Origin of the sequence: Sinorhizobium psoraleae (assembly GCF_013283645.1) — a bacterium.
Taxonomy (GTDB): Bacteria; Pseudomonadota; Alphaproteobacteria; order Rhizobiales; family Rhizobiaceae; genus Sinorhizobium; species Sinorhizobium psoraleae.
This window is the reverse complement of the sequence record NZ_JABEKV010000002.1, coordinates 928,900-955,471: the sequence shown is the minus strand read 5'-3', so window position 1 is coordinate 955,471 and position 26,572 is coordinate 928,900. Positions and strand designations below refer to the sequence as shown.

Below are 26,572 nucleotides of genomic sequence, written 5' to 3'. Positions count from 1 at the left end.
TGAAAAGGTTGACAGCTCCGGCCTGGGGGCGCATGAGGAAAATTCCGCTGTTCCTCGTTGTCGAGGGGCGGTCCGCCATACATCCCCTGCTCGTGGTGAATCACTTGCCACCTTGAAGCGTCGCGCCGCGCGTCTCTCCGGATATGCGCAGGGAAGCGAATAATTCTACAGCGCCGCGCGTCCAATCGGACGCGCTAAAGTCGCTGTAGCACTTTGAAATGCTGGATGATTCCTTAGATCGATTCCGATTTAAGGAATCATGCAGCAGGCATTGCACAATTCCTAAATCGATTCCGGTTAGGACTTGTGGAGTTGCAATTCCGCCCGCATCGCGGGCCTTTGTCGTATCGAGGTTCGGCCGTGACGGTCTATCTGCCCATTGCAGAGTTGTCGGTGAACATACTCATCATTCTCGGCATGGGCGCGGCCGTCGGTTTTCTGTCCGGCATGTTCGGCGTTGGCGGCGGTTTTCTGATCACGCCGCTCCTGATCTTCTACAATATTCCGCCTGTCGTGGCGGTGGCGACGGGCGCAAACCAGGTGGTCGCCTCCTCGATCTCCGGCGCCATCACGCATTTTCGCCGTGGCACGATCGATATCAAGCTCGGCACGGTGTTGCTCTGCGGCGGTCTCGTCGGCGCGACACTGGGTGTCTGGCTGTTCTCGCTGCTGCGCCGAGTGGGGCAGCTCGATCTCGTCATTTCGCTGCTTTACGTCGTTCTGCTCGGTTCGGTCGGCGGGCTGATGCTCTGGGAGAGCATCGGCGCCATGCGCAAGGCGGCGAAAAACCAGTCGACGCCGCTCCGCCGGCCCGGGCAGCACAACTGGATCCATGGCCTGCCGCTCAAGATGCGGTTCAAGAAATCGAAGATCTATCTGAGCGTCATCCCGGTTGCCACGCTCGGCTTCTGTATCGGCATCCTGACCTCGGTCATGGGCGTCGGCGGTGGTTTCATCATGGTGCCGGCCATGATCTATCTCTTGCGCATTCCGACGAGCGTCGTCGTCGGCACCTCGCTCTTCCAGATCGTCTTTGTCTCCGCCTATACCGTGATCGTCCAGGCGTCGACCAACTATACCGTGGATATCGTGCTCGCCTTCGTGCTGATGATCGCTGGCGTCATCGGGGCGCAATATGGCGTTCGCGTCGGCCAGCGGCTGCGCGGCGAGCAGTTGCGGGCGCTGCTCGCTCTTCTCGTTCTGGCCGTCGGTATCCGACTGGCGATCGAACTCATCATTCCGCCGAAGGACATCTATTCGGTTGTTTCAGCGGGGTTCGGCTTCTGATGTTCGATCTCGCTCGCATATGCCTGTTTTCCCTGGTCCTTGCCCTGGCTGCACCGGCCGCTGCGCAACTCCAGGATGAGGACGCCTCGGATTTCACCGAAAAACTCGAGATCGGCATCTCGACGGACGAGATCTCCATCACTTCCGACTTCCGCGGGGCGGACCTGACGATCTTCGGCGCCATCGACGGATTCGACGGGAACCTCCTTGCCCAGGGCAAGTACAACATCATCGTCACCCTCGAAGGACCGAAGGAAAATGCAACGGTGCGCAAGAAGCAGCGCGTCTTCGGCATCTGGGTGAACACCAGTTCGATGACCTTCGAGCTGGTGCCGGAATCCTATTCGCTGTCGAGCACGCGTGACATCGAAACGATCGCGCCGCCCGGCGAGATGGGCAACATGGGCATTGGCGTCGACCACATGCGCCTCGTACCTTTGGGTTTCGTCGGCGATGGCAGCAATCTCGGCGAGTTCCGCAACGCTTTCCGCCAGATCAGGGAGACGAGCGGTGTCTACCAGCGCGACCCGGGCGGCGTGCAGTTCATCAGTTCGAGTCTTTTCAAGGCATCCGTGCGCCTTCCGGCCAACGTACCGAATGGCGTCCATATCGTGCGGGCTTATCTTTTCCGGGACGGCGTCTTCGTCGCCGCGAAGGCGCTGCCGCTGAGAGTTGTCAAAACCGGCCTCGAGCAAGCGATCACCCGCGCGGCGCATGACCAGCCCGTGATCTACGGTCTCGTTGCCGTGCTTCTGGCCGTTATCACGGGTTGGGGAGCGAGCCTGCTCTTCCGCAAGGAATAGCTTTTCTTGTCGACTGCAGCGCCGCGAGTGCCATCGGGCGTGCAAGGACGCTGTAGCACTTTGAATTGCCGCATGTTTTTATCCGTAAATCGGCTACGATTGAAGGAAACATGCAGCAGGCCTTCTCACATTCCCTTTTGCGCGGTGGCGGTCTAAGGAGGGAAAGGTATTTTACGTCGGAGCGCTCCTTGACGACGGTGCTCCGGGAAGTAGAGGAAGTTCCATGAAACCGATTTTTGTCCAGCTGCAATGCGCTCCCGGCAAGACCTATGAGGTGGCCGACGAGATCTACCGAAAGGAGATCGTCTCGGAGATGTATTCGACGAGCGGCGACTACGATCTGCTTCTGAAGATCTACATTCAGGAGGGCGAGGATATCGGCAAGTTCATCAACGACAATATCGCTTCGGTGTCGGGTATTTCGCGCTCGTTGACGACCCTGACCTTCAACGCTTTCTGAGGTCGCTTCAGGCGCCGCTTGTTTCGTCCTGGCGGACGCCTCCCTTCTTCGGGGAGGCGGTCTCTGCGCACTTCTCGAATGTACTGGTTGCAATTTGAAAGTGGTTCGCTATGATGAAACTGCTTCACTTATGCAAGCAGTTTTATGGAGGATGGAGTCATGGGCAAGGTCATCGTCTGGAATTTGGTCACGCTCGACGGGTACTTCGAAGGCACCAAGAAATGGGACCTCGACTTTCATAACCGCGCCTGGGGGCCGGAACTTGAAGCGCTCAGCCTGGAATTCGGAGCCAAGGCGCAGGCGCTTGTCTTCGGTAGGGTCACCTACGAGGGCATGGCGGCCTACTGGCCGACGGCGGAAGGGGAGGGCCGGGTGAAGACCTATATGAATGCTCTTCCGAAAATCGTTGCCTCGCGCACGATGGAAAAGGCGGATTGGAACAACAGCCGCGTCGTTCGCGACGCCGCCGCCGAATTGCGGCGACTGAAGGGCGAGAGCGAGAAGAACCTCTACATCTTCGGGAGCGCCGACCTCGTCGCGTCGCTGCTACCGGAGAACGTCGTCGACGAGATCATGCTTTGCCTCGTTCCCGTGCAACTCGGTGACGGCACGCCGTTCTTCAAGAAGGCGGAGGACGCGAGGCCGTTCAGTCTGCTGGAAGCACGTTCGCTATCCAACGGCAGCGTCATTCTGCGGTACGCCCCGGAAGCGGCCTGAACCGCCTGCCGACGACTGCATGTTTCCCTAAATCGCAGCCGATTTAAGGATAAATATATGCAGCAGTTCAAAGTGCTGCAGCGTGCTTTGCGCGTCTGGCAAGACGCGCGACGCTGTAGGTGCGGGCCGTTGAGCCGCCTCAGCGGATGAGATTGTCGTAACGAACCGAGTAGATGCGATCGCGGCCAAGCATATGAGCAACCAGCTTGCCGCGATCGAAGAGGCCGCTCATCGCCCGGTGGCGCAGATCGAGCCCGCCGGTGGTAACGCCGAAGGCCGGCATCACGAGGCGCTTTCCATCCGTCGCGAAGCACGCGCGCCGGACCGATTTTTCCCGACGCCTGACCGTGGCCGCCGGATGCAGGTGTCCGGCGATTTCGCCGATGCCGTCGCCTTTCGACGGTTCGTGGCGGAAGGTGAGACCGGCGTGGCGAAGCTCGTCCATGGAGGCTCCCGGCAACCCCGAGGTGCCGTCAGGGTCGTGATTGCCGTTGATCCAGATCCACTCGCGTCCGCGTGCCATGGTCGCGACCATGCGGCGGAACGTCTCGGGCATTGCTCCCGATCCGACACGGTCGTGGAAATTGTCTCCCAGACTGATCACGGTATTTGGATTGTGGCGAGCGATGACCGCTTCGAGCACGCGCAGCGTCGCAAGCGTGTCGTAGGGCGGCAGCATCATGCCGCGTCGCGCGAAGGCGGAACCTTTCTCCAGATGAAGATCGGAAACGACGAGCGTTCCGGTTTCCGGCAAATAGAGCCCGCCCAAGGGATCGCAGATCCCGGCGACGCCATTGATCGCCGTGCGGGCCTGCAGGAGCGCCGTCCCGGATGAGGGAGATATCGCATGAACGAGGCGATGCATTCTTTCCGTGTCTCTTCACCGGATCATAATATCGGGCTCGCCGCCCATCGCTTCGTTGATCAAATCGTCGGCGGCTTCCGAAAGCAGGAAGTCGTGCGCCTCTCCCTGGACCGCTTCGCGTCCGATCTCCAGCATGACCGGGACCGCAAGCGGCGAGATATGATCGAGTCGGCGGTGGGTGATGTGCCCCTTGATTCGCTTCAGCATAGACCCGAGCCGACCGATGTCCAAAAGTCCAGTCGCGGCGTCGCTGCGTGTTGCCTCCAGCAGAATGTGGTCCGGCTCGTGCGCTCGCAATACGTCGTAAATGAGATCGGCGGAAACGGTAATCTGCCGCCCGGTCTTCTCCTTGCCCGGGTGGCGCTGATCGATAAGCCCGGCGATGACAGCGCAGTTGCGGAAGGTACGTTTCAGGAGGAAGGACTCGTTCAGCCAGGCTTCGAGGTCGTCGCCGAGCATGTCTTCATCGAAGAGTTGCGCCAGTGATGGCCGGCGGGCACGAAAAGCGTTGCCCAGGTCATCGAGCCCCCAGACCGCGAGAGAATAGTCGGTGGCGACGAAGCCGAGCGGTTTCAGTCCGGAGCGGTCGAGACGGCGGGTCAAAAGCATGCCGAGCGTCTGGTGCGCAAGCCGTCCCTCGAAAGCGTAGATCACCATATAATGGCGGCTGCCGCGCGGGAAGGTCTCGATCAGCAGCTCGTCCTCGCGCGGCAGCATGGAGATGTCTTTCTGCAGCGCCAGCCAGTCGCGCACCTGGTCCGGCAATGAAGCGCGGCGCGCCGGATCGGCAAGCATCTTGCGCACCTGCGCGGCAAGATAGGTGGAAAGCGGAAACTTGCCGCCGGCATAGGTCGGCACCTTGGGGTCGAAAGAGAAGGCCTGGGAGACGAGGCATTCATTCTCGCGGATGCCTTCGAAGCGCACGACCTTGCCGGAAAAGACAAAGGTGTCGCCCGGCGACAGCATTTCCAGGAAATATTCCTCCACCTTGCCGAGCGTCATGCCGCCGCGGCCGAGCGAGCCGCGCGCGTTACGCTTGACCATGCGCACGTTCAGCATCGGCAATTCGACGATGGTGCCGACGTTGAGGCGGTATTGCTGAGCCACCATCGGGTTCGACACCCGCCAGAGCCCCTCCTTCGTCTTGCGGATGCGGGCATAGCGCTCGTAGGTGCGAAGCGCATAGCCGCCGGTGGCGACGAAATCGACGATTCGCTCGAAAGTCTCCCAGGAAAGATGCGCATAGGGAGCGGCGCTGGTGATTTCCCGATGAAGATCAACGGCGTCGAATGGCTGGGCGCAAGCGATCCCGAGCACATGCTGGGCGAGCACGTCGAGTGCGCCCTGGCCGACCGGAGGCGTATCCTGCGCGCCGATGTAGTTGGCGTCGAGTGCTGCCTGGCATTCCATCACTTCGAAGCGGTTGGCGGGCACGAGGATCGCGCGGCTCGGCTCGTCCATGCGATGGTTTGCGCGACCGATGCGTTGGGCAAGGCGGCTCGCCCCTTTCGGCGCGCCGACATGGACGACAAGATCGACATCGCCCCAGTCGATGCCGAGATCGAGCGTCGACGTGGCGACGACGGCGCGCAGCCGGTTTTCCGACATGGCCGCCTCGACCTTGCGGCGCTGCGCGACATCGAGTGAACCGTGATGGAGCGCGATCGGCAGGTTGTCGTCGTTGATCGTCCAGAGTTCCTGGAACAGCATTTCCGCCTGGCTGCGGGTGTTGACGAAGAGCAGCGTCGTGCCGTGATCCTTGATCGCGGCATAGACGTCGGCGATCGCATAGCGTGCCGAATGCCCTGCCCAGGGCACGTGCTCCTCGGTCCGCAGGATCGAAATTACCGACTTCGCACCGCCGGAAACGGTGATCAGCCCGGCGTGGTTTTCTTGTTCCTCGGTCTGGGCCACGAGCCAGCGTTGCAACTCCATCGGCTCGGCGACCGTCGCCGAAAGACCGATCGTCTGGAGGTCGGGCGCGAGCCGGCGCAGGCGCGCAAGACCGAGCGACAGCAGGTGTCCGCGCTTCGAGGTGACCAGCGAGTGCAACTCGTCTAGCACGACGTAGCGCAGGCCCTTGAAGAAGCGCTCCGCCTCCCCGTTGGCGATGAGCAGGGCCAGTTGTTCGGGCGTGGTCAGCAGGATGTCGGGTGGATTGAACCTCTGGCGCTGGCGCTTGGCCTGCGGCGTGTCGCCCGTGCGGTTCTCGATCCGGACCGGCAGGCCCATCTCCGCGACGGGCTTCATCAGGTTGCGCTCGATATCGACCGCAAGTGCCTTCAGCGGCGATATGTAGAGCGTGTGGATGCCTGTAAAGGGCGAGCCGGGCGGAATTTTGCCGCGCCGGGTGATATCGATGAGCGACGGCAGAAATCCGGCAAGAGTCTTGCCCGCGCCGGTCGGCGCGATCAGAAGCGTGCTTTCTCCCGCTTCTGCGCGCGACAGCAGTTCGAGCTGATGGGCGCGGGGTCGCCAGCCCTTCTCGGCGAACCACCGGAGAAACGGCGTCGGCAACGTCAAAGCGTCGCTATCCGGCAATGGGGAATCGATCCTGTTCACGGGGAACAAAAGTAGATCATGTTCGGCAAAAGAGAAGCCTGAGTGTGGCATCGGCGGCAACAACTTGACTCCGGGATAATCATGGATAAGAAATATCCATGATAGGAGAGCGCGATGAAACTTGGAGACGGCGTCGAACAGGCCATTCACAGCGTGACGATGCTGAGCTGTCTTCAGCCAGGCAGCACGCTTTCGGCTGCGGCACTCGCCGAGTTTCACGGTGTATCGACCAGCTATCTCCTGAAACATCTCCAGGCAATGTCGGGAGCGGGCCTGCTCGAGGCGGTGCCGGGCCCGAAAGGCGGCTACAGACTTGCTCGCGCCCCGGAAAAGATAACGCTGCTCGATATCGTGCTCGCCGTCGAGGGCCCGGACCCGGCCTTCCGCTGCAACGAAATCCGGTTGCGCGGTCCCGATCCCTATCAGTGCAAACCGACTGCGCCCTGCACGATCAATGTGGCGATGCTCAGGGCCGAGCAGGCCTATCGCGCCGAACTGCGCCGGGTGACGATCGCCGACATAATGGCGGACCTAAATTCGATCGACCGCGATGGCGCGATCGCGGCCCGGACGAACCGTTTTCTTGCCACGAACGAGCGAAAATCAGGCGTGAGTGCCTGACGGATCAGCCTCGCAAACCAAGGAGAAGAGCATGCAGCCACGTTTCAATTTTGCTAAAGCCGCGCCGGACGCCTACAAAGCCGTCGCGGCGCTCGACAGCTATGTCAAAGGTTCGGGGATAGAGCTTCGCCTGATCCACCTGATCAAGCTGCGTGCGTCGCAGATCAACGGTTGCGCCTTCTGCGTCGACATGCATACCAAGGAGGCCCGTAACAGCGGTCTTGGCGAGCAATGGATCGATCTCGTCTGCGTCTGGCGCGAATCGCCGCACTTCGACGAGCGGGAGCGCGCCGTGCTCGGCTGGACCGAAGCGCTGACGAACGTGGCCGCGACCCGCGCACCCGACGACGCCTATGAAGCTTTGAAGGCGCATTTCACGGAGGAGGAAATGACCAAAATCACCGTTGCGATCGGCACCATCAACGTGTGGAATCGGCTCTGCGTCGGCTTCCGCGCACTTCCTCCGGTCGATGCGCCGGCGGAGGCCGCATAAGCATCATCAAAGTGCGATGTAACGATCGGCGCGGTGGTTGATTGCCACGAACAGGTTGAGGACGACCGCGCCGAGCACCGACCAGACGACGACCGATGGCGTTGTCACGGCAAAGGCGACAGCGAGAACGACCATGTCGATCGCAAGCTGCACGAGTCCGGCACGAACGCCGAAACGCTCCTGCAGGTAGATGCCCAATATGCCGACGCCGCCAAGGCTGGCGCGGTGGCGGTAGAGCGCCAGCAGCCCGTATCCGAGCAGCAGACCGCCGAGAAGGGCGGCCCATGCGGGATCGATCCCGCCGATCTGAAACAGGCGCGACTGCATGTCGGTCAGGAACGAGGTGAGCGCGATCGCAATGAAGGTCTTGATTGTGAAAGCCGGGCCGAGCCGCTTCAGCGAGAGATAGAAGAACGGCAGATTGAGAAGAAAGAAGGCAAGGCCGAAGTTCACCCCGGTTGCGTAGTGCAGCAGGAAGGCGATGCCAGCGGTGCTGCCGGTCAGCAACCCGGCACTCGCGAGGAAATAGAGCCCGAGCGCGGCGACGAGGCTGCCGGAAAAGATGCCTTGCAAGTCCTCGACAGGCGTGTGCCGGGTAGGGCTGGTGTTCCAGAGACCGAAGACGCTGCTGATCTGTGCCATGTCGAAACCTCGATTGCTACTGCAGGCTAAAATCATGCAGCATTTCAGAGTGCTACAGTGACCTTAGCGCGTACGATTGACGCGCGGCGCTGCAGGTCATCAGCATTGCTGCAACGCACAAAACAATCAAGAAAAATATGTAAGCAATGCTGACCTATTTTTGCGCGGCAGCATTGCGTCCTATGCAGGCTTCCGCGCGAGAAACAGAACTCCCGCGACCGGCCTGCCCGCATCCATGCGAATGACCGTGCGCTCCGATCCGATCAGCGAAAATCCGCGTCCGGCGCAAGCATCGGCGATGTAGGCTTCGGAATGCGCGTAGCGGAGCGATGGCCGGAGGATGAACCCCTCGTTCGTTGCCGCGTCCTCGACCGAGAAAGCAAAGAGGCCGCCGGGTGCGAGCAGCCGGTCCGCGATCACGAAGACGCTTTCGAGATTGCCGAGATACATCAGCACGTCCGCCGCGCTGACGAGATCTGCCCTTGCGGTCGGCAATTCGCCGAACGCTCCCGAGTTTTCGGGCGCAAGCGACAGGTCCGCCAGTGCCAGACGATCGTAGATGGCCTTTGCCTCCGCCTTGGCCAGCATGTTGGCGGAGAGGTCGAAGCCTTCGAGATAGTCGCAGCGATGTCGGATGCGCTCGCCGAAGAGGCCGGTGCCGCAGCCGAGATCGGCGACGTAATGGAAATGGCGCCCGTCGGTCGCCCTGTCGATCAGCGCTGCGAGCTTTTCGGGCACGCTGTAGTCGAGTTTTTCGACGAGGGCCTTGTCGAAGCGTTCCGCATAGTCGTCGAAAAGGCGTTCGACGTAAACGCTCGGCGGCTGTTCGGGCGTCTCGGTCGCCCCAAGAAGCGCGAGCTTGAGGCTGGCGCCGAAAACGTCATCGGGATTGAGGCGGAGCGTGTTGAGCAGCGCGTCGATCGCCGCCTCTTTTCGGCCAGATTTTTCTTCATAGTCCGCCAACCGAAACCAGCCTGCGGCCCAGTCGGGCGCGCGTTCGAGAGCCTGGGCCATCAGTTCCGCCGCGCTTTGCGGTTCACCGGCCTCGGCGAGCATTTTTGCGTAGTCGGCGCGGCGATCGGCGATCAGATCGCCGGAGGAGAGCTGGTTGAGGGTCATCGACATGACGGCGTGGTTGCGATGGACGCTTCTGACGCCGGACACGGCAAAATACAAGCGGAATCTGAAAGACGGCGCAGCTCGCTTTCTCTTGCGCCTTGCGGCCCCGATGACGGCGGCTTATGTGAAGGGAAACAGGAGAATATTCGCCGATGTCGGACGGAATTAACAAGTTTCTGGGTGACACGCCGCTGCGCGTGCTGGTCAAGCTCGTCGTCGTGTCGATCCTTGTCGGTTTCGTCATGACCGTGTTCGATTGGTATCCGGTCGACATCTTTTTCGGCATTCGCAATTTCCTGCTCGACCTCTGGCGCACGGGTTTCGCAGCACTCGGAAGAGTTGGTGACTACCTGTTGCTCGGAGCGGCAATCGTCATTCCCGCCTTTCTCATCCTTCGTGTTTTGAGCTATCGACGGTAAGCATGCAGCATCAGCAGTTCTTCATCCGCAGGCGCGTCCTGTTGCGGGCTGGCGGTTTCCTCTCACTCGGCGTGCTTGCCGGCTGCACGACATCAAACCTCCTATCTACTGGCGAAGGCAGCGGAAGCGACCAGACGACAGCGACACTTGGCTATGTCAATACGCTACGGAAGGATCGCGGGATGACGTCGCTTGTTCACGACCCCGTCGCGTCGGTTGCCGCGTTGAGCCAGGCAGCGCGCATGGCGCGTGTCGGCAAGATGCAGCACAACATCGGCTGGCGCGACAGTTTCTACGACCGGATGAAACAGCAGGGCGTCACGCTTCCGGCCGCGGAAAACATCGCGATGGGCCAAGACGATGCGGAGAGTGCGTATAACGCCTGGTATCGTTCTCCGCAGCATCTCGAAAACATGCTCGGTAGCTACCGTGGCCTCGGCGTTGCCGTGGCGCAGAATTCCGCTTCCGGAAACCGCCCCTATTGGGCCATGGTGCTTTCCGGCTGACCTGATTCCCTTATGGGCGGTTCGGAAGCCGCCCATAAGGAATTTGGAGGTGGCTGCGACCGAAACCCTCGAACGCGACGCGCATGCTGGCGAAGCCGGCCCGTTTTACGTTACCAATCGGCTGATTTTCTCGATCGCCCTGCCGATGACGTTGGGGTTTTTGACGACACCGCTGCTTGGGCTTGTCGACACCGCCGTGGTCGGCCGCCTCGGGCGGGCGGACCTGCTCGCCGGGCTCGCGGTCGGCGCCGTGATGTTCGATCTGATCTTCACGACCTTCAACTTCCTCCGGGCTGCGACCACGGGCCTCGTCGCGCAGGCCTATGGCCGAGGGGACCGGCGGGAGCAACAGGCGGTCTTCTGGCGTTCGCTGGTAATCGCGCTTTTCTCCGGCGTCGCCGTCGTCGTGCTCTCGCCTTTGCTGTTTTCCGCCGGTCTGTGGCTGATGGCGCCGGGCGCCGAGGTCGAAGCCGTCACGCGCACCTATTTCTTCTATCGGATCCTGTCCGGGCCGGCGGCGCTCGCCAATTATGCAATCCTTGGCTTCGTGCTCGGGCGCGGCGAGGGCTCCATCGGTCTCCTGCTGCAGACGCTTATCAACGGCATCAACATCGTGCTTTCCATCCTGCTCGGTCTCATCCTCGGCTGGGGGGTGGCGGGCGTGGCGTTGGCGACCGTGACCGGCGAAGTCATCGGCGCACTCGCGGGCTTCGCGATTGTCTATGGGCGATTTGACCGGCGCGATGCACCGGACTGGGCTGCGATTTTCGCCCGCGAGCGGCTGAAGCCGATGTTCGGTCTGAACCGCGACATCATGATCCGCTCCTTCGTATTGCTCGCCGCCTTCACGCTGATGACCCGGATCGGCACGTCGTTCGGGCCTGTGACGCTTGCCGCCAACGCCGTGCTGATGACGATCTTCCTGGTTGCCGGATACTACCTCGACGGCCTCGCCAATGCCGCCGAGCAGCTTACCGGGCGATCGATTGGCGCCGCATACCGTCCGGCCTTCGACCGCGCCTTGCGGATGACCGCGCTTTGGTCGCTGGGGCTCGCCGCACTGACGACGCTTGCCTTCCTGCTCTTCGGCGATGACCTGGTCGACGTGCTGACGACGGCGCCGGATGTGCGTGCCGTGGCTTACGAGTACATGCCGTGGGCGGCGCTGACGGCGCTGACTGGCGCGCTCGCCTTTCTGATGGATGGCGTCTTTATCGGCGCCACCTGGTCGCGCGACATGCGCAACATGATGCTGGCGGCCTTCATCGCTTATGCAATCGCGCTTGCCGTTCTGATCCCGGTCTTCGGCAATCATGGGCTCTGGGCCGGACTCAACCTTTTCCTGCTGATGCGGGGCGTGTTCCTGCTGATCCTGGTGCCGCGCCGGGCCGCTCAGGCGTTTCGCGCGGCCCAGTAGTCCAGTCGGCTGTCGCGGATTTCGCGGATCGATGCAAGCTTCTCGCGCTCGCAGAGCTCGGATAGGCCTCGCACGATCCGTCCCGGCAGCCCCGGTCCCTCATAGACCATGCAGGAATAGAGTTGGACGAGATCGGCGCCGGCGCGGATTTTCTCCGCTGCGGTTTCCGCCGAGTGGACCCCGCCGACGCCGATGATCGGCAAGGCCGGGCCGACGCGCTTGCGCATCCGCGCGAGCACCGCCGTCGATTTCTCGAAGAGCGGCCTGCCGGAAAGCCCGCCCGCTTCTTGAGCCTGTCGCCGATCCTTCAGGCCATCGCGGGCCAGCGTGGTGTTGGAAACGATCAGGCCGTCGAGACCGTGCGCCAGCACCTCCGCCGCGATGTCGTCCATCCCTCCTTCGGTGAGGTCGGGCGCGATTTTCAGGAACACGGGGATCCGTTTCGCGCTCTTCTTCGCTTCCTCGTCGCGGGCCGCAAGCACGGCCGAAAGCAGTGCTGCCAGGCTTTCGCGCGCCTGGAGGTCGCGAAGACCGGGCGTGTTCGGCGAGGAGATGTTGGCGGTGAAGTAGCGCGCGACCGGGTAAAAGGTGCGGATCCCCGTCACATAGTCGGCGATGCGATCTGCACTATCCTTGTTGGCGCCGATGTTGACGCCGATCAGTGCCTGACGCGAACAGCCTTGAAGGCGCGCAAGCGCGGCACCATGACCTTCATTGTTGAACCCGAGCCGGTTGATGACCGCGTTATCTTCGACGAGCCGGAAGATGCGAGGCTTGTCGTTGCCGCGCTGTGGTCGCGGCGTGACCGTGCCGATCTCGGTGAAGCCGAAGCCAATCTTCAGGAGAGCCTCCGGCACCTCGGCATTCTTGTCGTATCCGGCCGCCATGCCGATCGGGTTCGGGAAGGTGAGGCCGGCGATTTCTTGGCTGAGGCGCGGATCGGCCGGCGCCGCGCAACTTGGAACGAGCCCGCTCTTGAGTGCGTTGACCGACACAGCATGCGCGGTTTCCGGATCGAGAAGAAACAGGCCGCTGCGCGAGAGGAATTTCAGGGCGTCGATCATGGTGCGAGCTCGGGAAAGACGTGGAGGCCGTCGGCACCCAACGGCAAGGGCTTCTCCCAGATCACCGCATCGAGCGGGAGCGGCCCGTAGAGATGCGGAAACAGCGCGCCGCCGCGCGAAGGTTCATAGACGAGCTTGTCGCCAAGGGCGGCGCCGTCGACGGCGATGAGCAGTAGGCCGTACTGACCTTCGAAGTGCCTTGCGGCCGTTTCGGCGACCTGGTCCCCGGTCGAGAAATGGATGAAGCCATCGGCGAGGTCGACGGGCGCCCCCGTGAACTGTCCTGCCCGCCGCGCCTCCTGCCATAGAAGTGCCGGAACGATCTTGTATATAATGGCGTTCATGTGCCCGCTTGTCCGTCGTGAAACCCAATCGTGGCCTTGCCGCAAATATTGGCGCTTGTCCACCACGGAAGGCGGATTTCCGCAGCATCCAATGGAGTGGCTGTCATGAGGAAGGTAGTTGTGGCACTGGCGATGGGCTTGACGCTCGGCTGGGGCGCGTCGGCCTACACGCAGGAGGTATCCCCGGGACGCTACAGCATGCAGAAATCGGACACCGGCATCGCGCGCCTCGACACTGAGACAGGCGAGGTTACGCTGTGCCGGGAAAAGGACGGCGAGCTCGTCTGCCGGATGGCGGCCGATGAGCGGGCGGCCTTCGAGCGGGAGATCGATCTTTTGACCAAGCGCGTCGAAGCACTGGAAAAGGCCGTCAAAAGCGGTGAAACTGCGATGAAACCGGCTCTTCCGAGCGACGAAGAGATTGACCGGACGATGAGCATCATGGAAAGAATGATGCGCAAGTTCATGGAGATCGTGAAGGATCTCGAAGGGAGCGGAGACGGTTCCAGCGATGGTACCGAGGTGCCGCAAAAGACCTGACGGGCACCGGCACGAGCCATTGAGACGCGATCCGGCGCGTTGGAGGATGCGCGGGGTCCGGGGCTGAGGCTCTTGGGAGGGAGCATCCAATGCCGGAAATGACCATCATCATCGCCGATGACCACCCGCTTTTTCGTGGTGCAATGCGCCAGGCGCTGAGCGGCATGGCCGATGCTCCGGGCATCGTCGAAGCCGGTGACTTCGCGGCCGCTCGCAAAGCCGCGGCCGAGTATCCGGATGCCGACCTGATGCTGTTGGACCTCACCATGCCCGGGGTCAGCGGTCTTTCGGGCCTCATTGCGTTGCGGGCGGAGTTTCCGAGTCTCCCGGTGATGATCGTCTCGGCCCACGACGATCACGCCACTGTTCATCGTGCGATCGATCTTGGTGCGGCCGGTTTCCTCTCGAAGTCTGCTGGTATCGACGAAATTCGCGAGGGCATCACGAAAGTGATCGCCGGCGAAGTTTTCGTGCCGGCGGGCTACGACCAGAACCAGGAGTACGAGCCCGAAGTGGCCGATCTCCTGCATCGCCTGCAGACGCTGACGCCGCAGCAGTCGCGGGTGCTCAGCATGCTTGCCGAGGGCCTGCTCAACAAGCAGATTGCCTACGAGCTCGGCGTCTCGGAGGCGACGATCAAGGCCCATGTTTCAGCGATTTTGCTGAAGCTGAACGTCGACAGCCGTACGCAGGCAGTCATCCAGCTTTCCAAGATTGGCACGGTCGCAGCGGCCTGAGCCGGCGATCCGTGCCCCTGACTATTCCGCAGCCGCCTTTCCCGCAATCGAGAGCTGGGTCAACCACGCGCGCATGGCCGCCGGCCGCACGGGCTTGTTTTGCAGAGCGACGCCATCGCGTTCGGCGGCCCCGCGCACCTCCGGCGAACGGTCGGCCGTCACCAGCAAGGCCGGAATGCTGTCCCCCCAAAGCGCGCGAATGCGGGCGATCGCTTCGATGCCGGTGCCGTCACCGAGATGATAATCGGCGATGATCGCATCGGGCCTCTTCGCCTGACTGTCGGGTCCCATAGCCGGACAGCCGGAAAGCGATTCCACCGTGGTGACCGTGCAGCCCCAGCCGCCAAGCAGCAGCGCCATTCCGTCGAGAATCTTCGGCTCGTTATCGATGCAGATGATGCTCAGGCCGGCCAGGGCGTCACTCGTCTTCGCGGTCGCAACATCTTTGGGTTTCGCGCGTTCGCCGACGCCTGCCTCGAGCGGCACCGTGACCTTGAAGCCGGTGCCCTTGCCGTGCTTCGACTGAAGGTTGACGGGATGGTTGAGGACGCGCGAGATGCGGTCGACGATCGAGAGCCCGAGCCCGAGCCCTGACGCCGTACGCGCGCCCTCGTCGAGGCGTGCGAACTCCTTGAAGACCGTGCGGAATTTCGAGGGTGGAATACCGATGCCGGAATCGAGCACCTCGATCGTGGCGGCCCGGCCGCGCCGGCGCACCCCGACGAGCACCTTGCCCTTCAGGGTGTATTTGATGGCGTTCGACACAAGATTCTGGACCACCCGCCGCAGCAGGTTCGGATCGCTGCGCACGACGAGTGATGTCGGCATGACGATGAGTTCGAGACCGTTTGCCCGCGCCATCGGAGCGAAATCCGTCTCGATACGCCGGAGCAATTCGTTGAGCGGCACGGATTGCAGACGCGGCTTCATCGCACCGGTGTCGAGCCGGGAAATATCAAGCACCGCGCCGAGAATGGCTTCCACCGATTCCAGTGAGGAATCGATGTTCTGGACGAGCGTGCTGTTGTCGGAATCGCCGAGGCGCTCGACGAGCGACGACGAATAAAGTCGCGCCGCATTCAATGGCTGCAGGATGTCATGTCCGGCGGCGGCGAAGAAGCGGGTCTTGCCGATATTGGCTTCTTCCGCCGCCGCCCTCGCTTCGGCGAGCTCGCGGTTGACCCGTGTCAGCTCTCCCGTCCGTTCGGTTACGCGCAGTTCCAGCGTCTCGTTGGCTTGTTTCAACGCCATGTCGGCTGCCACGCGCTGCGTGATGTCGGTATAGGTCGTGACGATGCCCTTGTCCGGCATGGCATTGGTTCTGACTTCGATGATGCGTTCGCCGTTGGCGAGTTCGAGCAGGAAGGGCTTGTCGAGCGTCAGGAAGTTGGCGACCAGTGCCTTCTCCTGATCCTTGCGGATTTCGCCACGCCTCGTAAGGATCTCGACGATATCGGCGAGCGGAAAGCCGACCTGGCCTGCGGCTTCGGGTAGGTCGAGCAATTGTCTGAAGCGGCGATTCCAGATGATCAGGTTGTTGGCATTGTCGAAGACGGCGATGCCCTGATCCATCTGCGAGAGTGCCGTTTGCAACATATCCTGATTGTATTGCAGGGCCTCGCTCGCCTGGTCGAGCAGCCAGGCGGTGTCAGAGGAGGCGTCGTCCATCCGCTGCAGCACGAGCGAAAGCACGAGACGGGCCGAGGATGAACCGATGGCGCTGCCGAGCAATTGTTCCGAGAAATGAACGAGCGCCATGTCGGCGGACGCATTTTCGTCGAGCCAGCGGCCGGATTGCTGCTCGTAGGTATGGAAAGAGCGCTGCATCCGCTCTTCGCCCATGTAGCGGGCGATCGTGGTCTTTAGGTCGCGTACGGTCACCTTGGTCTTGCGCCCACGGAACGTTCCTTCCGTGCGCGAACGGCGGGTGATGAACACGCCGGCCTGGAAGCGTTCCAGGGGTTTCGGCGTCCGGGTCAGCGACGCGAGCACGTAGGCCGTCGTGTTGACGAAAAGGCTCAATGCCGTGGCATTGACCAGAGGATCGGCGTTCGGCCCCGAAAAGAGATCCGTGAACGGCAGAAGGAAACTCAGTACCGTCGTCGCGACATGGGAGTTGTCGGGGCCGCCTAGGCTCGGCAGGAACAGCAGATATGCCCAAACGAGAAAGCCGCAGACCATCCCGGTGATTGCCCCGCGGGCGTTGGCCTGACGCCAGACGAGGCCACCGAGAAGCGCGGGTGCCATCTGCGATACGGCGACAAAGGAGAGCAACCCCAGCGATGCAAGGCCCGCACTGATATCGGCCGCGCGATAGTAGCCGTAGCCGAGCAGCAGGACGACGAAGATCGCGGTGCGGCGGATATTGAGCAGCGTGCCTGCGACATTCTCCTGCATGCCGCCGCGCTGGCTGAGATTGCGCCGCAGGAAGATCGGCATCACGATATCGTTGGAAATCATGATCGACAGCGCCACCGATGCGACGATGACCATGGCTGTTGCGGCGGAAAAGCCGCCGATGAACGTCGTCAGGGACAGCAAGGGGACTTCACCGGCGAGCGGCAGCTTCAGCAAGTAGAGGTCTGCGTCGCCGGAGCCCGAGAAAGTCAGAATACCAGCGATAGCGATCGGCAGCACGAAGAGGTTGATCGCGATGAGATACAGTGGAAAGAGAACCCCGGCGGTGCGCAACTCGCTTTCGGTGCGGTTTTCGACCACGGTCACATGGAATTGCCGCGGCAGCATGATGATCGCAAAGGCCGAGAGCACGATCAGCAGGATCCATCGCGCAGGCGGCGTGCGGTATTCGAGGGCGGAGAGAACCGCGGGACTTTGCTGGGCTTGCGCCCATAGGTTCGCGGGCCCGTCGAACAGGACGAAGACGACGTAGACGCCGATCGTGAGCATCGCCACGAGCTTCACGACCGATTCCATGGAGATCGCGAGGATCAGGCCGTCCTGATGCTCGGTCGCGTCCGTGTGGCGCGTGCCGAAGACGATCGCGAAACAGGCGAGGAAGAGCGTCACGAGCAGGGGCAGGTCGATGAAGGTCTGCCCGGCGCCAATGCCGTAGTCGCTCGTGTCGATCATCGCGGCGACCGAACTCGAAACGGCCTTGAGCTGCAGGGCGATGTAGGGAATGGCCCCGACCAGCGAAATCAGCGCCACGATTGCCGCCACGGCCGGGTTCTTGCCGTAGCGCGCCGCCATGAAATCGGCGACGGATGTCAGCTTCTCGGTCTTGGCGAGCTGGATAATGCGGCGGACCAGCGGCATGCCGAGCGTGAACATCAGGATCGGACCGATATAGATGCCCGTGAACTCGAGCCCGCGTTCGGCCGCCAGCCCCACACCGCCGAAATACGTCCAGGAAGTGCAGTAAATCGCGAGACTGAGCGCATAGACCAGCGGTCTGCCCTTACTGGCAGCGCTGTTTCTTCTGGCTCGCCGGTCGCCATAGCTTGCGACTGCGAACAGCAGCAGCAGATAGGCGAAGGCCGAGGCAAAAATGACAGAACCTGAAAGCATGCCTCACTCCTCCGAAAGCAGCATAGGGCAAGTCCAGCGGGTTGAGAATTGCCCGTCTATGCGTCTTAAGTCCAAGAAAGCGGCCAGCGTTTTCTTGAGCAGAAAGCACGCTCCTTTCGGGCTGGCCGGGACAAAAGCCCTGCAAGACACGCCTGGTGGTATGCGAATTGCTCAAACGCAAAGAACAGTTCCCACAGCGCGAGCTTTGGTCTAGATTCCGAACCGACGGTTGCCGCGCGGGACGGATGCGGTGCCTGTCTTGAACGGGGACTTTACGGAGAGACGCATGCTGAACGAATTCAAGGAGTTTATCGCCCGCGGCAACGTAATGGATCTTGCGGTCGGTGTGATCATTGGCGCCGCCTTCAGTAAGATCGTCGACTCGGTCGTCAACGACCTCGTGATGCCGATTGTCGGCGCCATTACTGGCGGCGGTTTCGACTTCTCCAATTATTTCATTCCGCTTTCCGCAAACGTCACCGCACCCTCCCTTGCAGCCGCTCGCGAGCAGGGCGCCGTCTTTGCGTACGGTAACTTCATTACCGTGTTCATCAATTTCCTGATCCTCGCCTGGATCATCTTCCTGATGATCAAGGCCGTGAACCGGATGCGTGCTTCGATCGAAACGAAAAAGGAAGCGGAGCCTGCCGCCCCGCCGCCGCAGGATATCCTGCTTCTTTCCGAGATTCGCGATCTGTTGAAACAGCGCGCCTGATTGCCTGGAAGGGCATTGCGGCTTCCGATTTCGCTCCTGCATGTTTCCGTAAATCGTAGCCGATTTAAGGAAACATGCATGCAGCAAATCAAAGTGCTGCAGCGTCCTTTGTGCGTCTGAAAAGACTGCACGGCGCTGTAGGAGCCGCGAAACATCACAAAAATCAATAAACCGGTCAGATAATGTCGCGTGATCGTCCGCGCAAAAGCGTCTAGAAGCGTGCGCAGTCTGGAGCGGGACGAGGAAACCTACGGTTTTCCGCGCGTATGTCGCTCTAACCTATTAGAATTGTTCATTGTTTATGATTTTGGGTCGATTGGACCCAAGATCATCGTGATCCCAGGAGCCGCCCGTGACGATCATGAACAGCCTCAGCCCCCGTTCTCTTTCGGCCCCCGAAAGCGGCATCGTTGAGGTTGTGAACTACGCGCGTGGGCGGGAAGGCGTGATCCCGCTCTGGGTGGGCGAGGGAGACCTTGCGACGCCGGACTTCATCAGCCGGGCCGCCGCCGAGGCGCTCGTGGCCGGCGAGACCTTCTACACCTGGCAGCGCGGCATCCCGCCGCTTCGCGAAGCGCTGGCGCGTTATTATCAACGCCGGTTCCAGAAGGCGCTGTCCCCGGACAATTTTTACGTCACGGGATCGGGGATGCAGGCGATCAAGCTTGCAATCGAGGCGGTGACGTCGCCCGGCGACGAGATGGTGCTCCTTACGCCCGCCTGGCCGAATTTCGCTGCTGCCGCCGAGATCTCCGGGGCGCGGCCGGTTTCGGTGCCGCTGCGTTTCGAGCATGGCAAATGGCAGCTTGACATGAACCGGCTCGAGGCCGCGGTCGGCGAGAAGACGCGGGCGCTGTTCATCAACACGCCTTCCAATCCGACGGGCTGGACCGCGACGCCGGATGATCTCAGAGCCATTCTGGCGCTTGCGCGCAAGCACGGTCTCTGGATCATCGCCGATGAGATCTATGCGCTTTACTACTATGCCGGCACACGGGCGCCATCGTTCCTGGACATCATGGACGATGACGACCGGATCCTGTTCGTCAATTCCTTCTCCAAGAACTGGTCGATGACCGGTTGGCGCGTCGGCTGGATCGTTGCGCCGGCGGCCATGGGGCAGGTGCTGGAAAACCTGATCCAGTATTCGACATCCGGCGTCGCGCAATTCATGCAACGCGGCGCGGTCGCGGCCCTCGATCAGGGAGACGCCTTTGTCGACGAGAACATCGCCAAGGCGGCACGCAGCCGAGATCTGCTTTGCGATGCACTGATCGCGACCAATCGCGTCGAAACCCTTAAGCCGGATGGCGCGCTTTATGCCTTCCTGAAGATCGACGGTGTCACCGACTCACGGCAAGCGGCGATCGACATTGTCGACAGGACCGGCGTCGGACTGGCGCCCGGAACCGCCTTCGGCGAGGGCGGGTCGCTTTTCATGCGCGCCTGCTTTCTGCGCGATCCGGCTCAGGTGGCGGAGGCGGCGGAGCGCCTGCGCCGCCACATATTGAGCCGGTAGAGCTCCGCTCCGCGGCCAAGGGACCGCGGCCGGATAGAGGAAGCGCTAGCGCACCAGCCGGATTGCGCCAGGGTAGTAGATGCCCTTGTCGGCAAGCTCCGTCGTGCAATCCATCTTGAATGTGCTGTTACCGGTCAGGGTGATTTCCTGGGCGATCAGCCGGATGCATTCGCCGCTCGTTGCGCCATTGCCCGCATATTGCAGTTCCGCGACGTCGGGGAGATAGACGATGCCGGTCAAGGACGACTGACTGTTTCCGTTGATGATCGCGGTCTCCACATTTCCATGCTCGGCGACGATCGAGAACCCGGCCCAATCGCCTTCGAGTGATGGCGAAATGTTGAACGTGGCACCGCCATTGATGCTGATCTCGGCGCCATTGACGAGAAAGAAAGTCACGCGCTCGCCGGTCACGGTGGCTTGGGCGCCGAATTCCAGACGCCCGCCGTCAATGATGTAATTGCCGGGCAAGAGATTCACGGCGCGCTTGACGTCCAGGTTTTGGTAGGTTCCAGGCTTCAGCGTGACGACGTAGCCTTCGTTGTTCGTCTTGGGCGTCTTGCCGGTGCCGTTGCAATCACCATTGCCACCGCCGCCGCTGATGAAATCCTGCCCGCAGCCGGAGAGATCGACCCATGCCGCTGCCTTTGGCAGTACCTTGTTCTTGAACGGGTCGGGCACGCGCGAAGCGCCTTCCACCGCCTTGTCACAAGCAAGCTCGACCGATAGCGGGGCGCTGTAAATAGCGCCGGCGGCGTAAAGACACTCCGCCTTGAGCTTGCCGCTGCCGCCGACGTAGATCGATTGATCGTCGTTGGAATTGGAGATGACCGTGCATCCGGTCAGATCGACCGCTGCGCTGCCGCTGACGTCAAAGGCACGGTCGGAGGTTTGATGCAATGCCAGAATGCAGGCTTCCGCGTTGGCTGCCCGCGCCGCGACGCTTTGGCGTCGGATTGCCAACGGCAGGCGTTCCAGGAAGATCGGTTTATAGTCGAAGCTGAATTCCGCTGCCGCGACGTCTTCAATGGTGTTCCGCGTGAACGCAACGGACAAAGCACCCTGCGTCGGCGTATCCGCGAGATTGCCTCCCTCGACGAGGACGCTTTCTTGCGGCATCGCGTAGTTGCTCCAGAAGAACTTCTTTGCCGCCTCGGAGGCTTCGGTCTCATCCGCGCCTTCGCCATAGGCTCGCACGGAACCGAGCGCGGCGGCATCCAGCGCGGCTTGAATTTTCTCGGCTTCCAGATAGGCGCCGACGAAGTCGAGCGTCACGCCGACCGCGGCGATGATGGGGACGATGGCGATTGCTCCAAGAATGGCAAAATTTCCATCCTTGTCGCGGGCCAATCGTCTCAATTGGGCATGGAGCTTCGCACGTCTCATTCGTGGTTTCCCCCTGGAAAAGCCAGTATTTCGAAAGGCTAATGCATGCCCGCTTCAAAAACCGTTATTAGGTGTCTGTGCATTTTAGTAAAATTGAAGATCTTGCGGATCTCAGGCGACAAAAGCGAACGTGAACGCTCGTCACGCCGATGCTGCGGCGGGCGGAGGTATGCATTTGGTACAGATGCATAAAATTCTTGATAAGCTACAGATTGGGGCTTAACCACAGCCACGAGAATATCGTGGCGATGGCCGCTGGCGCGCCCCGAGTTTACCAATTCAGAAAGCTCATCTCGTCTTTCCTGTGTCCATCTTTGAGCGGATGGGAAATCGGGCGATGGCGATATTGGTGACGGGTGGAGCGGGTTATATCGGCAGCCACATGGTATGGTCGCTGCTCGATGCCGGCGAATCCGTCGTCGTGCTCGACAGGTTGTCGACGGGCTTCCGCTGGGCGATCGCCCCGGAGGCAAAGTTCTATTTCGGGGACGTCGCCAACAGAACGCTGCTTGCCAGGATCTTTGCCGAAAACGAGATCGACTCGGTCATCCATTTTGCGGGATCGGCGGTCGTTCCGGAATCCGTCGCCGATCCGCTTGCCTACTACGAGAACAACACGGCGAGCACATGCACGTTGATCGCCGCGACGATAGAGGCCGGTGTTCGCCACTTCGTCTTTTCCTCGACAGCGGCTGTTTATGGCACACAGGATACCGTGGATCCGGTCAAGGAAACGGCCACGTTGCGTCCCGAGAGCCCCTATGGTCGCTCCAAACTGATGTCTGAAATGATGCTGCAGGATGCTGCCGCCGCTCATGATTTCCGCTATGTGGTGCTGCGCTATTTCAACGTCGCAGGAGCCGATCCGCTCGGCCGCTCCGGGCAATCGACAGCTGGCGCCACCCATCTCATCAAGGTTGCATGCGAGGCCGCGCTCGGCAGACGCCGCAAGGTCGACGTTTACGGAAAAGATTATCCGACCGCTGACGGCACCGGCATTCGGGACTATATCCACGTTGCCGATCTGGTTGCGGCACACAAGGACGCGCTCCGCTATCTGAGGGCCGGCGGTGAGCCGCTGACGACCAATTGCGGCTACGGCAAAGGCTTCTCGGTGCTGCAGGTTCTCGATGCGGTGCGGCGGATCTCGGGACGTGATTTCCGCATAGACTATGCACCACGGCGTCCCGGCGATGCCGCGCAGGTCGTCGCGGACTCCTCGCTTGCCCGGCTGAAGCTCGACTGGGTGCCAACCCATGCAAGCCTTGAAAACATCGTCCAGAGCGCCTTCGACTGGGAGGGCTATCTCAGCCGCAAGAACAGCTACGACAAGGCGAGTTAAGGAACAAACCGGGGCTGGTGTTCGTCCTACTCGTCCTCTCCGAGCAGCTTGCGCTCGTGCGCGATGGCATGATCGATCAGCTGGGCCCAGATGCCCTCGTAGAAATCGGGATCGAGGCCGAGTTCGCTCGCTTGCCTGCGCGCGTTTTCCCGCACTTCGGCCACGCGCGCAGGGATATCGGCTTTCAGCTTCAGCGGGCGCTTTATTTCGGCCGCACGATCAATGTAGCCCCAGCGCTCCGCAAGCAACCTCATCAGGGCGTTGTCGAGCCGATCGATTTCGGCACGCACATCCGACATTGTCGTGCATTCTGCGGGTGTCTTCTGCATCGCTTGTCCAGATCGCTTGTCCAGTTCCGGGGAGGCGAAACGCGGGGGTTCGTTGCGCCGAACTGCTAGCAAACGGGAGCGTGGCTGAGAAGGGGTAAAACCGCCGCAGCGATCTCGGTCGCAGCTTTCCGGAGTGGTCACCTCGGCAGGCGATCGCCGGGGAGGAGGGTGCGGTCCTGTCTCCGTCGGCGATCGCCTGCCGATGTGTGCGAGGACGTTAGCCCTTAAGACTTGAGCGAGGCTTTTATCGACACGTTGCGCCTGGATCACTTCACTGTTTCGTCGAAAACAGTGAAATGATCTAACCCTTTGAAATGACGCAATTCCGGACGGAAAACCGTTAAGTACTCTTCCCGGAATTGCTCTACGTGCCGAGCACAAGCTTGATCGCGAGACCGACAATGCTGACGGCGGCAACCCCTGCGAGCCAGAGCGCGACAAACCAAAGGAGCTTCCGGCCCGTACCATCCGCGCTCATCAATGGTAGCCCTCCTCCGGATCGACCTTGCCGCGGAAAACCCAATAGGCGTAGCCGGTGTAGGCAAGAATGATCGGTACGAGCACGAGCGCGCCGGCAAGCAGGAAGGCAAGGCTTTCCTCCGGCGCGGCCGCTTCCCAGATGGTGAGCGACGGCGGCACCATGTAGGGATAGAAACTGATGCCGATGCCGATGTAGCCGAGGAAGAAAAGGCCGAGCGCCGCAATGAACGGCTGCACATCATGCCGGTCGCGAATGCCTTTGATGAGCAGATAAAGGCAACCGAGGACGAGCAGGGGCACGATCACGCTGAAGATCGCCGTCGGCCAGCCGAACCAGCGTTGCAGATAGACCGGCTCGAGAAACGGCGTCCAGAGGCTGACGACAGCCATTGCTCCGATGGTCGCAAAGCAGCATTTGAGCGCGATTGCGCGTGCCCGGTCGGCGAGATCGCCGTGCGTCTTCATGACGAGCCAGGTGGCGCCGAGCAAGGCGTAGCCGACGACGATCGCAATGCCCGTCATGATGGAAAAGGGCGTCAGCCAGTCCCACCAGCTGCCCGCATAGGCGCGGTTTTCGACCGGTATCCCCTGGACCAGCGCACCAAGCGCGATTCCTTGCGCGAAGGCCGCCAGCATCGAGCCGCCGGCAAATGCCCAGTTCCACAGGTATTCGGCGCGCTTCGTGCGCCAGCGGTATTCGAACGCGACGCCCCGGAAGATGAGGCCGATCAGCATTGCGATGATCGGCGCATAGAGCGCCGGCATGACCGTCGCATAGGCAAGCGGAAAGACGGCCATCAGACCACCGCCGCCGAGCACGAGCCAGGTCTCGTTGCCGTCCCAGACGGGGGCAACCGAGTTCATCATCACGTCGCGATCGTTCTTTTCGGGGAAGAGCGGGAAAAGGATACCGACGCCGAGATCGAAGCCGTCGAGAACGACATAGGCCAGAACGGCAAAGGCAATGATGGCCGCCCAGATCAGTGGCAGATCAAAGTCCATGATGCGCTCCATGGGATTTGGGGCTTGCCGGGCCTGGCGCGACACCGGCTGTCCGGATCGGTCCCTCGTCGAGTTCCGGCATGGTATCGCGCGGCAACCGCGCCATTAGCCGCAGGATGTAGAAGGTTCCCGCGCCGAAAACGAAGAAGTAGACGATGATGAATGCCAGAAGCGAGGCGGAAACGGCGGGAGCTTCGATCGGCGCGACCGAGTTGGCCGTCAACAGGTGGCCGTAGACGGTGTATGGCTGGCGGCCGACTTCCGTGGTTATCCATCCGGCCAAAACCGCGACGAAGCCGGCAGGGCCCATCAGCACGGCGGCACGGTGGAGCCAGGGATCACTGTCGAGCGTGCCGCGGTACCGACACCAGAGCGACCACAGCCCGATGCCGAGCATGGCCAGGCCGATGCCGACCATGACGCGGAACGACCAGAAGATCACAGCGACCGGCGGATGCAGTTCCTCCGGGATCGTGTCCAGGCCGGCAAGCGGCGCATCGAGATGGTGCTTCAGGATGAGGCTCCCCAGTTTTGGCACCTCGATCGCGTAGTCGATGCGCTTCTCGGCCGGATTGGGGATGCCGAAGAGCACCAGCGGAGCACCGTCGGGATGGCTTTCGAAGTGGCCCTCCATCGCCATCACCTTCGCCGGCTGGTGCTCAAGTGTATTCAGCCCGTGCTGATCGCCGGCGAAGATCTGGATCGGGGCGACGATGGCCGCCATCCACATCGCCATCGAGAACATGGTACGGGCGCGGCGTGGCGCCGTCTTTCGCAAGAGATGCCAGGCGCCGCAGGCGCCGACGACGAGCGCCGTCGTCAGATAGGCGGCAAGCACCATGTGGACCAGACGATAGGGGAACGAGGGATTGAAGATGATCGCCCACCAGTCGACCGGAATGAACTGTCCGGCTTCGTTCACGGCAAAACCTGCCGGGGTCTGCATCCAGGAGTTGGCGGACAGGATCCAGGTGGCCGAAATCAGCGTGCCGATGGCGACCATTGCCGTTGCGAGAAAATGCAATCTTGGACCCACACGGTTCAGGCCGAAAAGCATCACGCCGAGAAAGCCGGCTTCCAGGAAGAAAGCCGTCAGCACCTCATAGCCCATCAACGGACCGATGATCGGCCCGGCCTTGTCGGAGAACACGCTCCAGTTGGTGCCGAACTGATAGGACATCACGATCCCGGAAACGACGCCCATGCCGAAGGCGACCGCAAAAATCGTCTTCCAGAAGTTGAAGAGCTCCAGGTAGACCTCATCCTTCTTCCAGAGCCAGAGGGCTTCGAGGACGGCGAGATAGCTGGCGAGGCCGATAGAGAAGGCCGGAAAGATGATGTGGAACGAGACGGTAAAGGCAAACTGCATGCGGGCAAGCATGGTTGCGTCGAAGGATTCAAACAAGACGTGATCCTCTTGGGCACTACAGCGCCGTGCGTCGTTTCAGCTGCACACGGGACGCAGTAACACTTTGAGTTGCTGCATGTCCTTCTCCTCAAATCGCCTCGATTTAGGAAAACATACAGTAGCGAGAGCCAGGCGCCCGCCTGTCAGCCGGAGCCGTCATTTCATCGTGTGATTGAATCTGACGCAAAATTGGCAAAGGTCAATGACAGGCGGATCGCCACGTTGTCACACTGCGGCAATGTTTCGCCTGCGGCATTTTGCAGGTCC

25 protein-coding genes are annotated in these 26,572 nt (G+C 61.4%); 14 read left to right on the top strand and 11 right to left on the bottom strand.

What is annotated here, in order from left to right; genetic code table 11:
• The first annotated feature begins 360 nt into the window (after nt 1–360).
• The 4 genes from ILFOPFJJ_RS13240 (at nt 361) to ILFOPFJJ_RS13225 (ending at nt 3,267) form a co-directional block, all read left to right on the top strand.
• Nucleotides 361–1,287, top strand: a complete 927-nt coding sequence (locus ILFOPFJJ_RS13240; protein ID WP_173510992.1) for a sulfite exporter TauE/SafE family protein — start codon at nt 361–363, stop codon at nt 1,285–1,287.
• Nucleotides 1,287–2,090, top strand: coding sequence for a TIGR02186 family protein (locus tag ILFOPFJJ_RS13235; protein WP_173510991.1), 804 nt, complete (start codon nt 1,287–1,289; stop codon nt 2,088–2,090). The genes ILFOPFJJ_RS13240 and ILFOPFJJ_RS13235 overlap by 1 nt, the downstream gene beginning before the upstream one ends.
• A gap of 223 nt (nt 2,091–2,313) precedes the next feature.
• Nucleotides 2,314–2,550 carry an Lrp/AsnC ligand binding domain-containing protein gene (locus ILFOPFJJ_RS13230; RefSeq protein ID WP_173510990.1) on the top strand — a complete coding sequence of 79 codons (237 nt, stop codon included), beginning with the start codon at nt 2,314–2,316 and terminating at the stop codon, nt 2,548–2,550.
• A 159-nt stretch (nt 2,551–2,709) separates the two neighbouring features.
• Nucleotides 2,710–3,267 carry a dihydrofolate reductase family protein gene (locus tag ILFOPFJJ_RS13225; RefSeq protein WP_173510989.1) on the top strand — a complete coding sequence of 186 codons (558 nt, stop codon included), beginning with the start codon at nt 2,710–2,712 and terminating at the stop codon, nt 3,265–3,267.
• 139 nt (nt 3,268–3,406) lie between these two features.
• Here the strand turns inward: ILFOPFJJ_RS13225 and pdeM are convergent, their stop codons facing one another.
• Nucleotides 3,407–4,132, bottom strand: coding sequence for a ligase-associated DNA damage response endonuclease PdeM (gene pdeM, locus ILFOPFJJ_RS13220; RefSeq protein WP_173510988.1), 726 nt, complete (start codon nt 4,130–4,132; stop codon nt 3,407–3,409).
• Nucleotides 4,133–4,147: 15 nt separating this feature from the next.
• Nucleotides 4,148–6,703, bottom strand: coding sequence for a ligase-associated DNA damage response DEXH box helicase (locus ILFOPFJJ_RS13215; RefSeq protein WP_173510987.1), 2,556 nt, complete (start codon nt 6,701–6,703; stop codon nt 4,148–4,150).
• Nucleotides 6,704–6,808: 105 nt separating this feature from the next.
• Between ILFOPFJJ_RS13215 and ILFOPFJJ_RS13210 the strand changes: the two genes are divergently transcribed.
• Both ILFOPFJJ_RS13210 and ILFOPFJJ_RS13205 read left to right on the top strand, forming a co-directional pair.
• A complete protein-coding gene (locus ILFOPFJJ_RS13210; protein ID WP_173510986.1) occupies nt 6,809–7,315 on the top strand; it encodes an Rrf2 family transcriptional regulator in 507 nt (168 codons plus the stop codon).
• Between the two features lie 31 nt (nt 7,316–7,346).
• Complete coding sequence (locus ILFOPFJJ_RS13205) at nt 7,347–7,808, top strand: carboxymuconolactone decarboxylase family protein (RefSeq protein ID WP_173510985.1); 462 nt, start codon at nt 7,347–7,349, stop codon at nt 7,806–7,808.
• 6 nt (nt 7,809–7,814) lie between these two features.
• On the opposite strand, the gene ILFOPFJJ_RS13200 is transcribed toward ILFOPFJJ_RS13205, so the two are convergent.
• The gene (locus ILFOPFJJ_RS13200) at nt 7,815–8,450 is read right to left on the bottom strand and encodes a YitT family protein (RefSeq protein WP_173510984.1); all 636 of its coding nucleotides are present in this window, start codon (nt 8,448–8,450) and stop codon (nt 7,815–7,817) included.
• A 180-nt stretch (nt 8,451–8,630) separates the two neighbouring features.
• Entirely contained in the window at nt 8,631–9,569 is a 939-nt protein-coding gene (locus ILFOPFJJ_RS13195; protein ID WP_173511507.1) for a class I SAM-dependent methyltransferase, read from the bottom strand.
• 152 nt (nt 9,570–9,721) lie between these two features.
• Between ILFOPFJJ_RS13195 and ILFOPFJJ_RS13190 the strand changes: the two genes are divergently transcribed.
• The 3 genes from ILFOPFJJ_RS13190 to ILFOPFJJ_RS13180 are packed head-to-tail and all read left to right on the top strand — an operon-like array spanning nt 9,722 to nt 11,911.
• Nucleotides 9,722–9,988, top strand: a complete 267-nt coding sequence (locus tag ILFOPFJJ_RS13190) for a DUF6460 domain-containing protein (RefSeq protein ID WP_173510983.1) — start codon at nt 9,722–9,724, stop codon at nt 9,986–9,988.
• A 2-nt stretch (nt 9,989–9,990) separates the two neighbouring features.
• Entirely contained in the window at nt 9,991–10,494 is a 504-nt protein-coding gene (locus ILFOPFJJ_RS13185) for a CAP domain-containing protein (RefSeq protein WP_173510982.1), read from the top strand.
• Between the two features lie 49 nt (nt 10,495–10,543).
• Nucleotides 10,544–11,911 carry an MATE family efflux transporter gene (locus tag ILFOPFJJ_RS13180; protein ID WP_173510981.1) on the top strand — a complete coding sequence of 456 codons (1,368 nt, stop codon included), beginning with the start codon at nt 10,544–10,546 and terminating at the stop codon, nt 11,909–11,911.
• Here ILFOPFJJ_RS13180 and ILFOPFJJ_RS13175 read toward each other — a convergent pair.
• Together ILFOPFJJ_RS13175 and ILFOPFJJ_RS13170 are read right to left on the bottom strand one after the other, a co-directional pair.
• Nucleotides 11,887–12,975 (bottom strand): quinone-dependent dihydroorotate dehydrogenase, encoded by a 1,089-nt coding sequence (locus tag ILFOPFJJ_RS13175; protein WP_173510980.1) that lies wholly within the window; start codon nt 12,973–12,975, stop codon nt 11,887–11,889. The two genes, ILFOPFJJ_RS13180 and ILFOPFJJ_RS13175, sit on opposite strands and share 25 nt — an antisense overlap.
• Nucleotides 12,972–13,319 (bottom strand): DUF952 domain-containing protein, encoded by a 348-nt coding sequence (locus ILFOPFJJ_RS13170; RefSeq protein WP_173510979.1) that lies wholly within the window; start codon nt 13,317–13,319, stop codon nt 12,972–12,974. The genes ILFOPFJJ_RS13175 and ILFOPFJJ_RS13170 overlap by 4 nt, the downstream gene beginning before the upstream one ends.
• A 105-nt stretch (nt 13,320–13,424) precedes the next feature.
• Between ILFOPFJJ_RS13170 and ILFOPFJJ_RS13165 the strand changes: the two genes are divergently transcribed.
• A complete protein-coding gene (locus ILFOPFJJ_RS13165) occupies nt 13,425–13,859 on the top strand; it encodes a hypothetical protein (RefSeq protein WP_173510978.1) in 435 nt (144 codons plus the stop codon).
• Between the two features lie 89 nt (nt 13,860–13,948).
• Nucleotides 13,949–14,596 (top strand): response regulator, encoded by a 648-nt coding sequence (locus ILFOPFJJ_RS13160; RefSeq protein WP_173510977.1) that lies wholly within the window; start codon nt 13,949–13,951, stop codon nt 14,594–14,596.
• A gap of 21 nt (nt 14,597–14,617) precedes the next feature.
• On the opposite strand, the gene ILFOPFJJ_RS13155 is transcribed toward ILFOPFJJ_RS13160, so the two are convergent.
• On the bottom strand, nt 14,618–18,124 hold the full coding sequence (locus ILFOPFJJ_RS13155; RefSeq protein ID WP_173510976.1) for a PAS domain-containing hybrid sensor histidine kinase/response regulator: 3,507 nt from the start codon (nt 18,122–18,124) through the stop codon (nt 14,618–14,620).
• 286 nt (nt 18,125–18,410) lie between these two features.
• Here ILFOPFJJ_RS13155 and mscL point away from each other — a divergent pair, with 286 nt between their 5' ends.
• Together mscL and ILFOPFJJ_RS13145 are read left to right on the top strand one after the other, a co-directional pair.
• Entirely contained in the window at nt 18,411–18,839 is a 429-nt protein-coding gene (gene mscL / locus ILFOPFJJ_RS13150) for a large conductance mechanosensitive channel protein MscL (protein ID WP_173510975.1), read from the top strand.
• 352 nt (nt 18,840–19,191) lie between these two features.
• Nucleotides 19,192–20,358 carry a pyridoxal phosphate-dependent aminotransferase gene (locus ILFOPFJJ_RS13145; RefSeq protein ID WP_173510974.1) on the top strand — a complete coding sequence of 389 codons (1,167 nt, stop codon included), beginning with the start codon at nt 19,192–19,194 and terminating at the stop codon, nt 20,356–20,358.
• 45 nt (nt 20,359–20,403) lie between these two features.
• On the opposite strand, the gene ILFOPFJJ_RS13140 is transcribed toward ILFOPFJJ_RS13145, so the two are convergent.
• The gene (locus ILFOPFJJ_RS13140) at nt 20,404–21,744 is read right to left on the bottom strand and encodes a TadE/TadG family type IV pilus assembly protein (RefSeq protein ID WP_173510973.1); all 1,341 of its coding nucleotides are present in this window, start codon (nt 21,742–21,744) and stop codon (nt 20,404–20,406) included.
• 337 nt (nt 21,745–22,081) lie between these two features.
• Between ILFOPFJJ_RS13140 and galE the strand changes: the two genes are divergently transcribed.
• The gene (gene galE, locus ILFOPFJJ_RS13135) at nt 22,082–23,086 is read left to right on the top strand and encodes a UDP-glucose 4-epimerase GalE (RefSeq protein ID WP_173510972.1); all 1,005 of its coding nucleotides are present in this window, start codon (nt 22,082–22,084) and stop codon (nt 23,084–23,086) included.
• A gap of 26 nt (nt 23,087–23,112) precedes the next feature.
• On the opposite strand, the gene ILFOPFJJ_RS13130 is transcribed toward galE, so the two are convergent.
• The 3 genes from ILFOPFJJ_RS13130 to ILFOPFJJ_RS13120 form a co-directional block, all read right to left on the bottom strand.
• Nucleotides 23,113–23,415, bottom strand: a complete 303-nt coding sequence (locus ILFOPFJJ_RS13130) for a chorismate mutase family protein (protein WP_173510971.1) — start codon at nt 23,413–23,415, stop codon at nt 23,113–23,115.
• A gap of 477 nt (nt 23,416–23,892) precedes the next feature.
• Nucleotides 23,893–24,897, bottom strand: a complete 1,005-nt coding sequence (cydB, locus tag ILFOPFJJ_RS13125) for a cytochrome d ubiquinol oxidase subunit II (RefSeq protein WP_173510970.1) — start codon at nt 24,895–24,897, stop codon at nt 23,893–23,895.
• Nucleotides 24,887–26,302 (bottom strand): cytochrome ubiquinol oxidase subunit I, encoded by a 1,416-nt coding sequence (locus ILFOPFJJ_RS13120; protein ID WP_173510969.1) that lies wholly within the window; start codon nt 26,300–26,302, stop codon nt 24,887–24,889. Before ILFOPFJJ_RS13120 ends, cydB begins: the two co-directional genes overlap by 11 nt.
• Nucleotides 26,303–26,572 lie beyond the last annotated feature (270 nt).

What these genes read in the sequence shown, in the direction of transcription:
- ILFOPFJJ_RS13235 (WP_173510991.1), top strand. Translation starts at nt 1,287, where the DNA reads ATGTTCGATCTCGCTCGCATATGCCTGTTTTCCCTGGTCCTTGCCCTG.
- ILFOPFJJ_RS13230 (WP_173510990.1), top strand. Translation starts at nt 2,314, where the DNA reads ATGAAACCGATTTTTGTCCAGCTGCAATGCGCTCCCGGCAAGACCTAT.
- ILFOPFJJ_RS13225 (WP_173510989.1), top strand. Translation starts at nt 2,710, where the DNA reads ATGGGCAAGGTCATCGTCTGGAATTTGGTCACGCTCGACGGGTACTTC.
- pdeM (WP_173510988.1), bottom strand. Translation starts at nt 4,132, where the DNA reads ATGCATCGCCTCGTTCATGCGATATCTCCCTCATCCGGGACGGCGCTC.
- ILFOPFJJ_RS13210 (WP_173510986.1), top strand. Translation starts at nt 6,809, where the DNA reads ATGAAACTTGGAGACGGCGTCGAACAGGCCATTCACAGCGTGACGATG.
- ILFOPFJJ_RS13205 (WP_173510985.1), top strand. Translation starts at nt 7,347, where the DNA reads ATGCAGCCACGTTTCAATTTTGCTAAAGCCGCGCCGGACGCCTACAAA.
- ILFOPFJJ_RS13200 (WP_173510984.1), bottom strand. Translation starts at nt 8,450, where the DNA reads ATGGCACAGATCAGCAGCGTCTTCGGTCTCTGGAACACCAGCCCTACC.
- ILFOPFJJ_RS13195 (WP_173511507.1), bottom strand. Translation starts at nt 9,569, where the DNA reads ATGACCCTCAACCAGCTCTCCTCCGGCGATCTGATCGCCGATCGCCGC.
- ILFOPFJJ_RS13190 (WP_173510983.1), top strand. Translation starts at nt 9,722, where the DNA reads ATGTCGGACGGAATTAACAAGTTTCTGGGTGACACGCCGCTGCGCGTG.
- ILFOPFJJ_RS13185 (WP_173510982.1), top strand. Translation starts at nt 9,991, where the DNA reads ATGCAGCATCAGCAGTTCTTCATCCGCAGGCGCGTCCTGTTGCGGGCT.
- ILFOPFJJ_RS13175 (WP_173510980.1), bottom strand. Translation starts at nt 12,975, where the DNA reads ATGATCGACGCCCTGAAATTCCTCTCGCGCAGCGGCCTGTTTCTTCTC.
- ILFOPFJJ_RS13170 (WP_173510979.1), bottom strand. Translation starts at nt 13,319, where the DNA reads ATGAACGCCATTATATACAAGATCGTTCCGGCACTTCTATGGCAGGAG.
- ILFOPFJJ_RS13165 (WP_173510978.1), top strand. Translation starts at nt 13,425, where the DNA reads ATGAGGAAGGTAGTTGTGGCACTGGCGATGGGCTTGACGCTCGGCTGG.
- ILFOPFJJ_RS13160 (WP_173510977.1), top strand. Translation starts at nt 13,949, where the DNA reads ATGCCGGAAATGACCATCATCATCGCCGATGACCACCCGCTTTTTCGT.
- ILFOPFJJ_RS13155 (WP_173510976.1), bottom strand. Translation starts at nt 18,124, where the DNA reads ATGCTTTCAGGTTCTGTCATTTTTGCCTCGGCCTTCGCCTATCTGCTG.
- mscL (WP_173510975.1), top strand. Translation starts at nt 18,411, where the DNA reads ATGCTGAACGAATTCAAGGAGTTTATCGCCCGCGGCAACGTAATGGAT.
- ILFOPFJJ_RS13140 (WP_173510973.1), bottom strand. Translation starts at nt 21,744, where the DNA reads ATGAGACGTGCGAAGCTCCATGCCCAATTGAGACGATTGGCCCGCGAC.
- galE (WP_173510972.1), top strand. Translation starts at nt 22,082, where the DNA reads ATGGCGATATTGGTGACGGGTGGAGCGGGTTATATCGGCAGCCACATG.
- ILFOPFJJ_RS13130 (WP_173510971.1), bottom strand. Translation starts at nt 23,415, where the DNA reads ATGCAGAAGACACCCGCAGAATGCACGACAATGTCGGATGTGCGTGCC.
- cydB (WP_173510970.1), bottom strand. Translation starts at nt 24,897, where the DNA reads ATGGACTTTGATCTGCCACTGATCTGGGCGGCCATCATTGCCTTTGCC.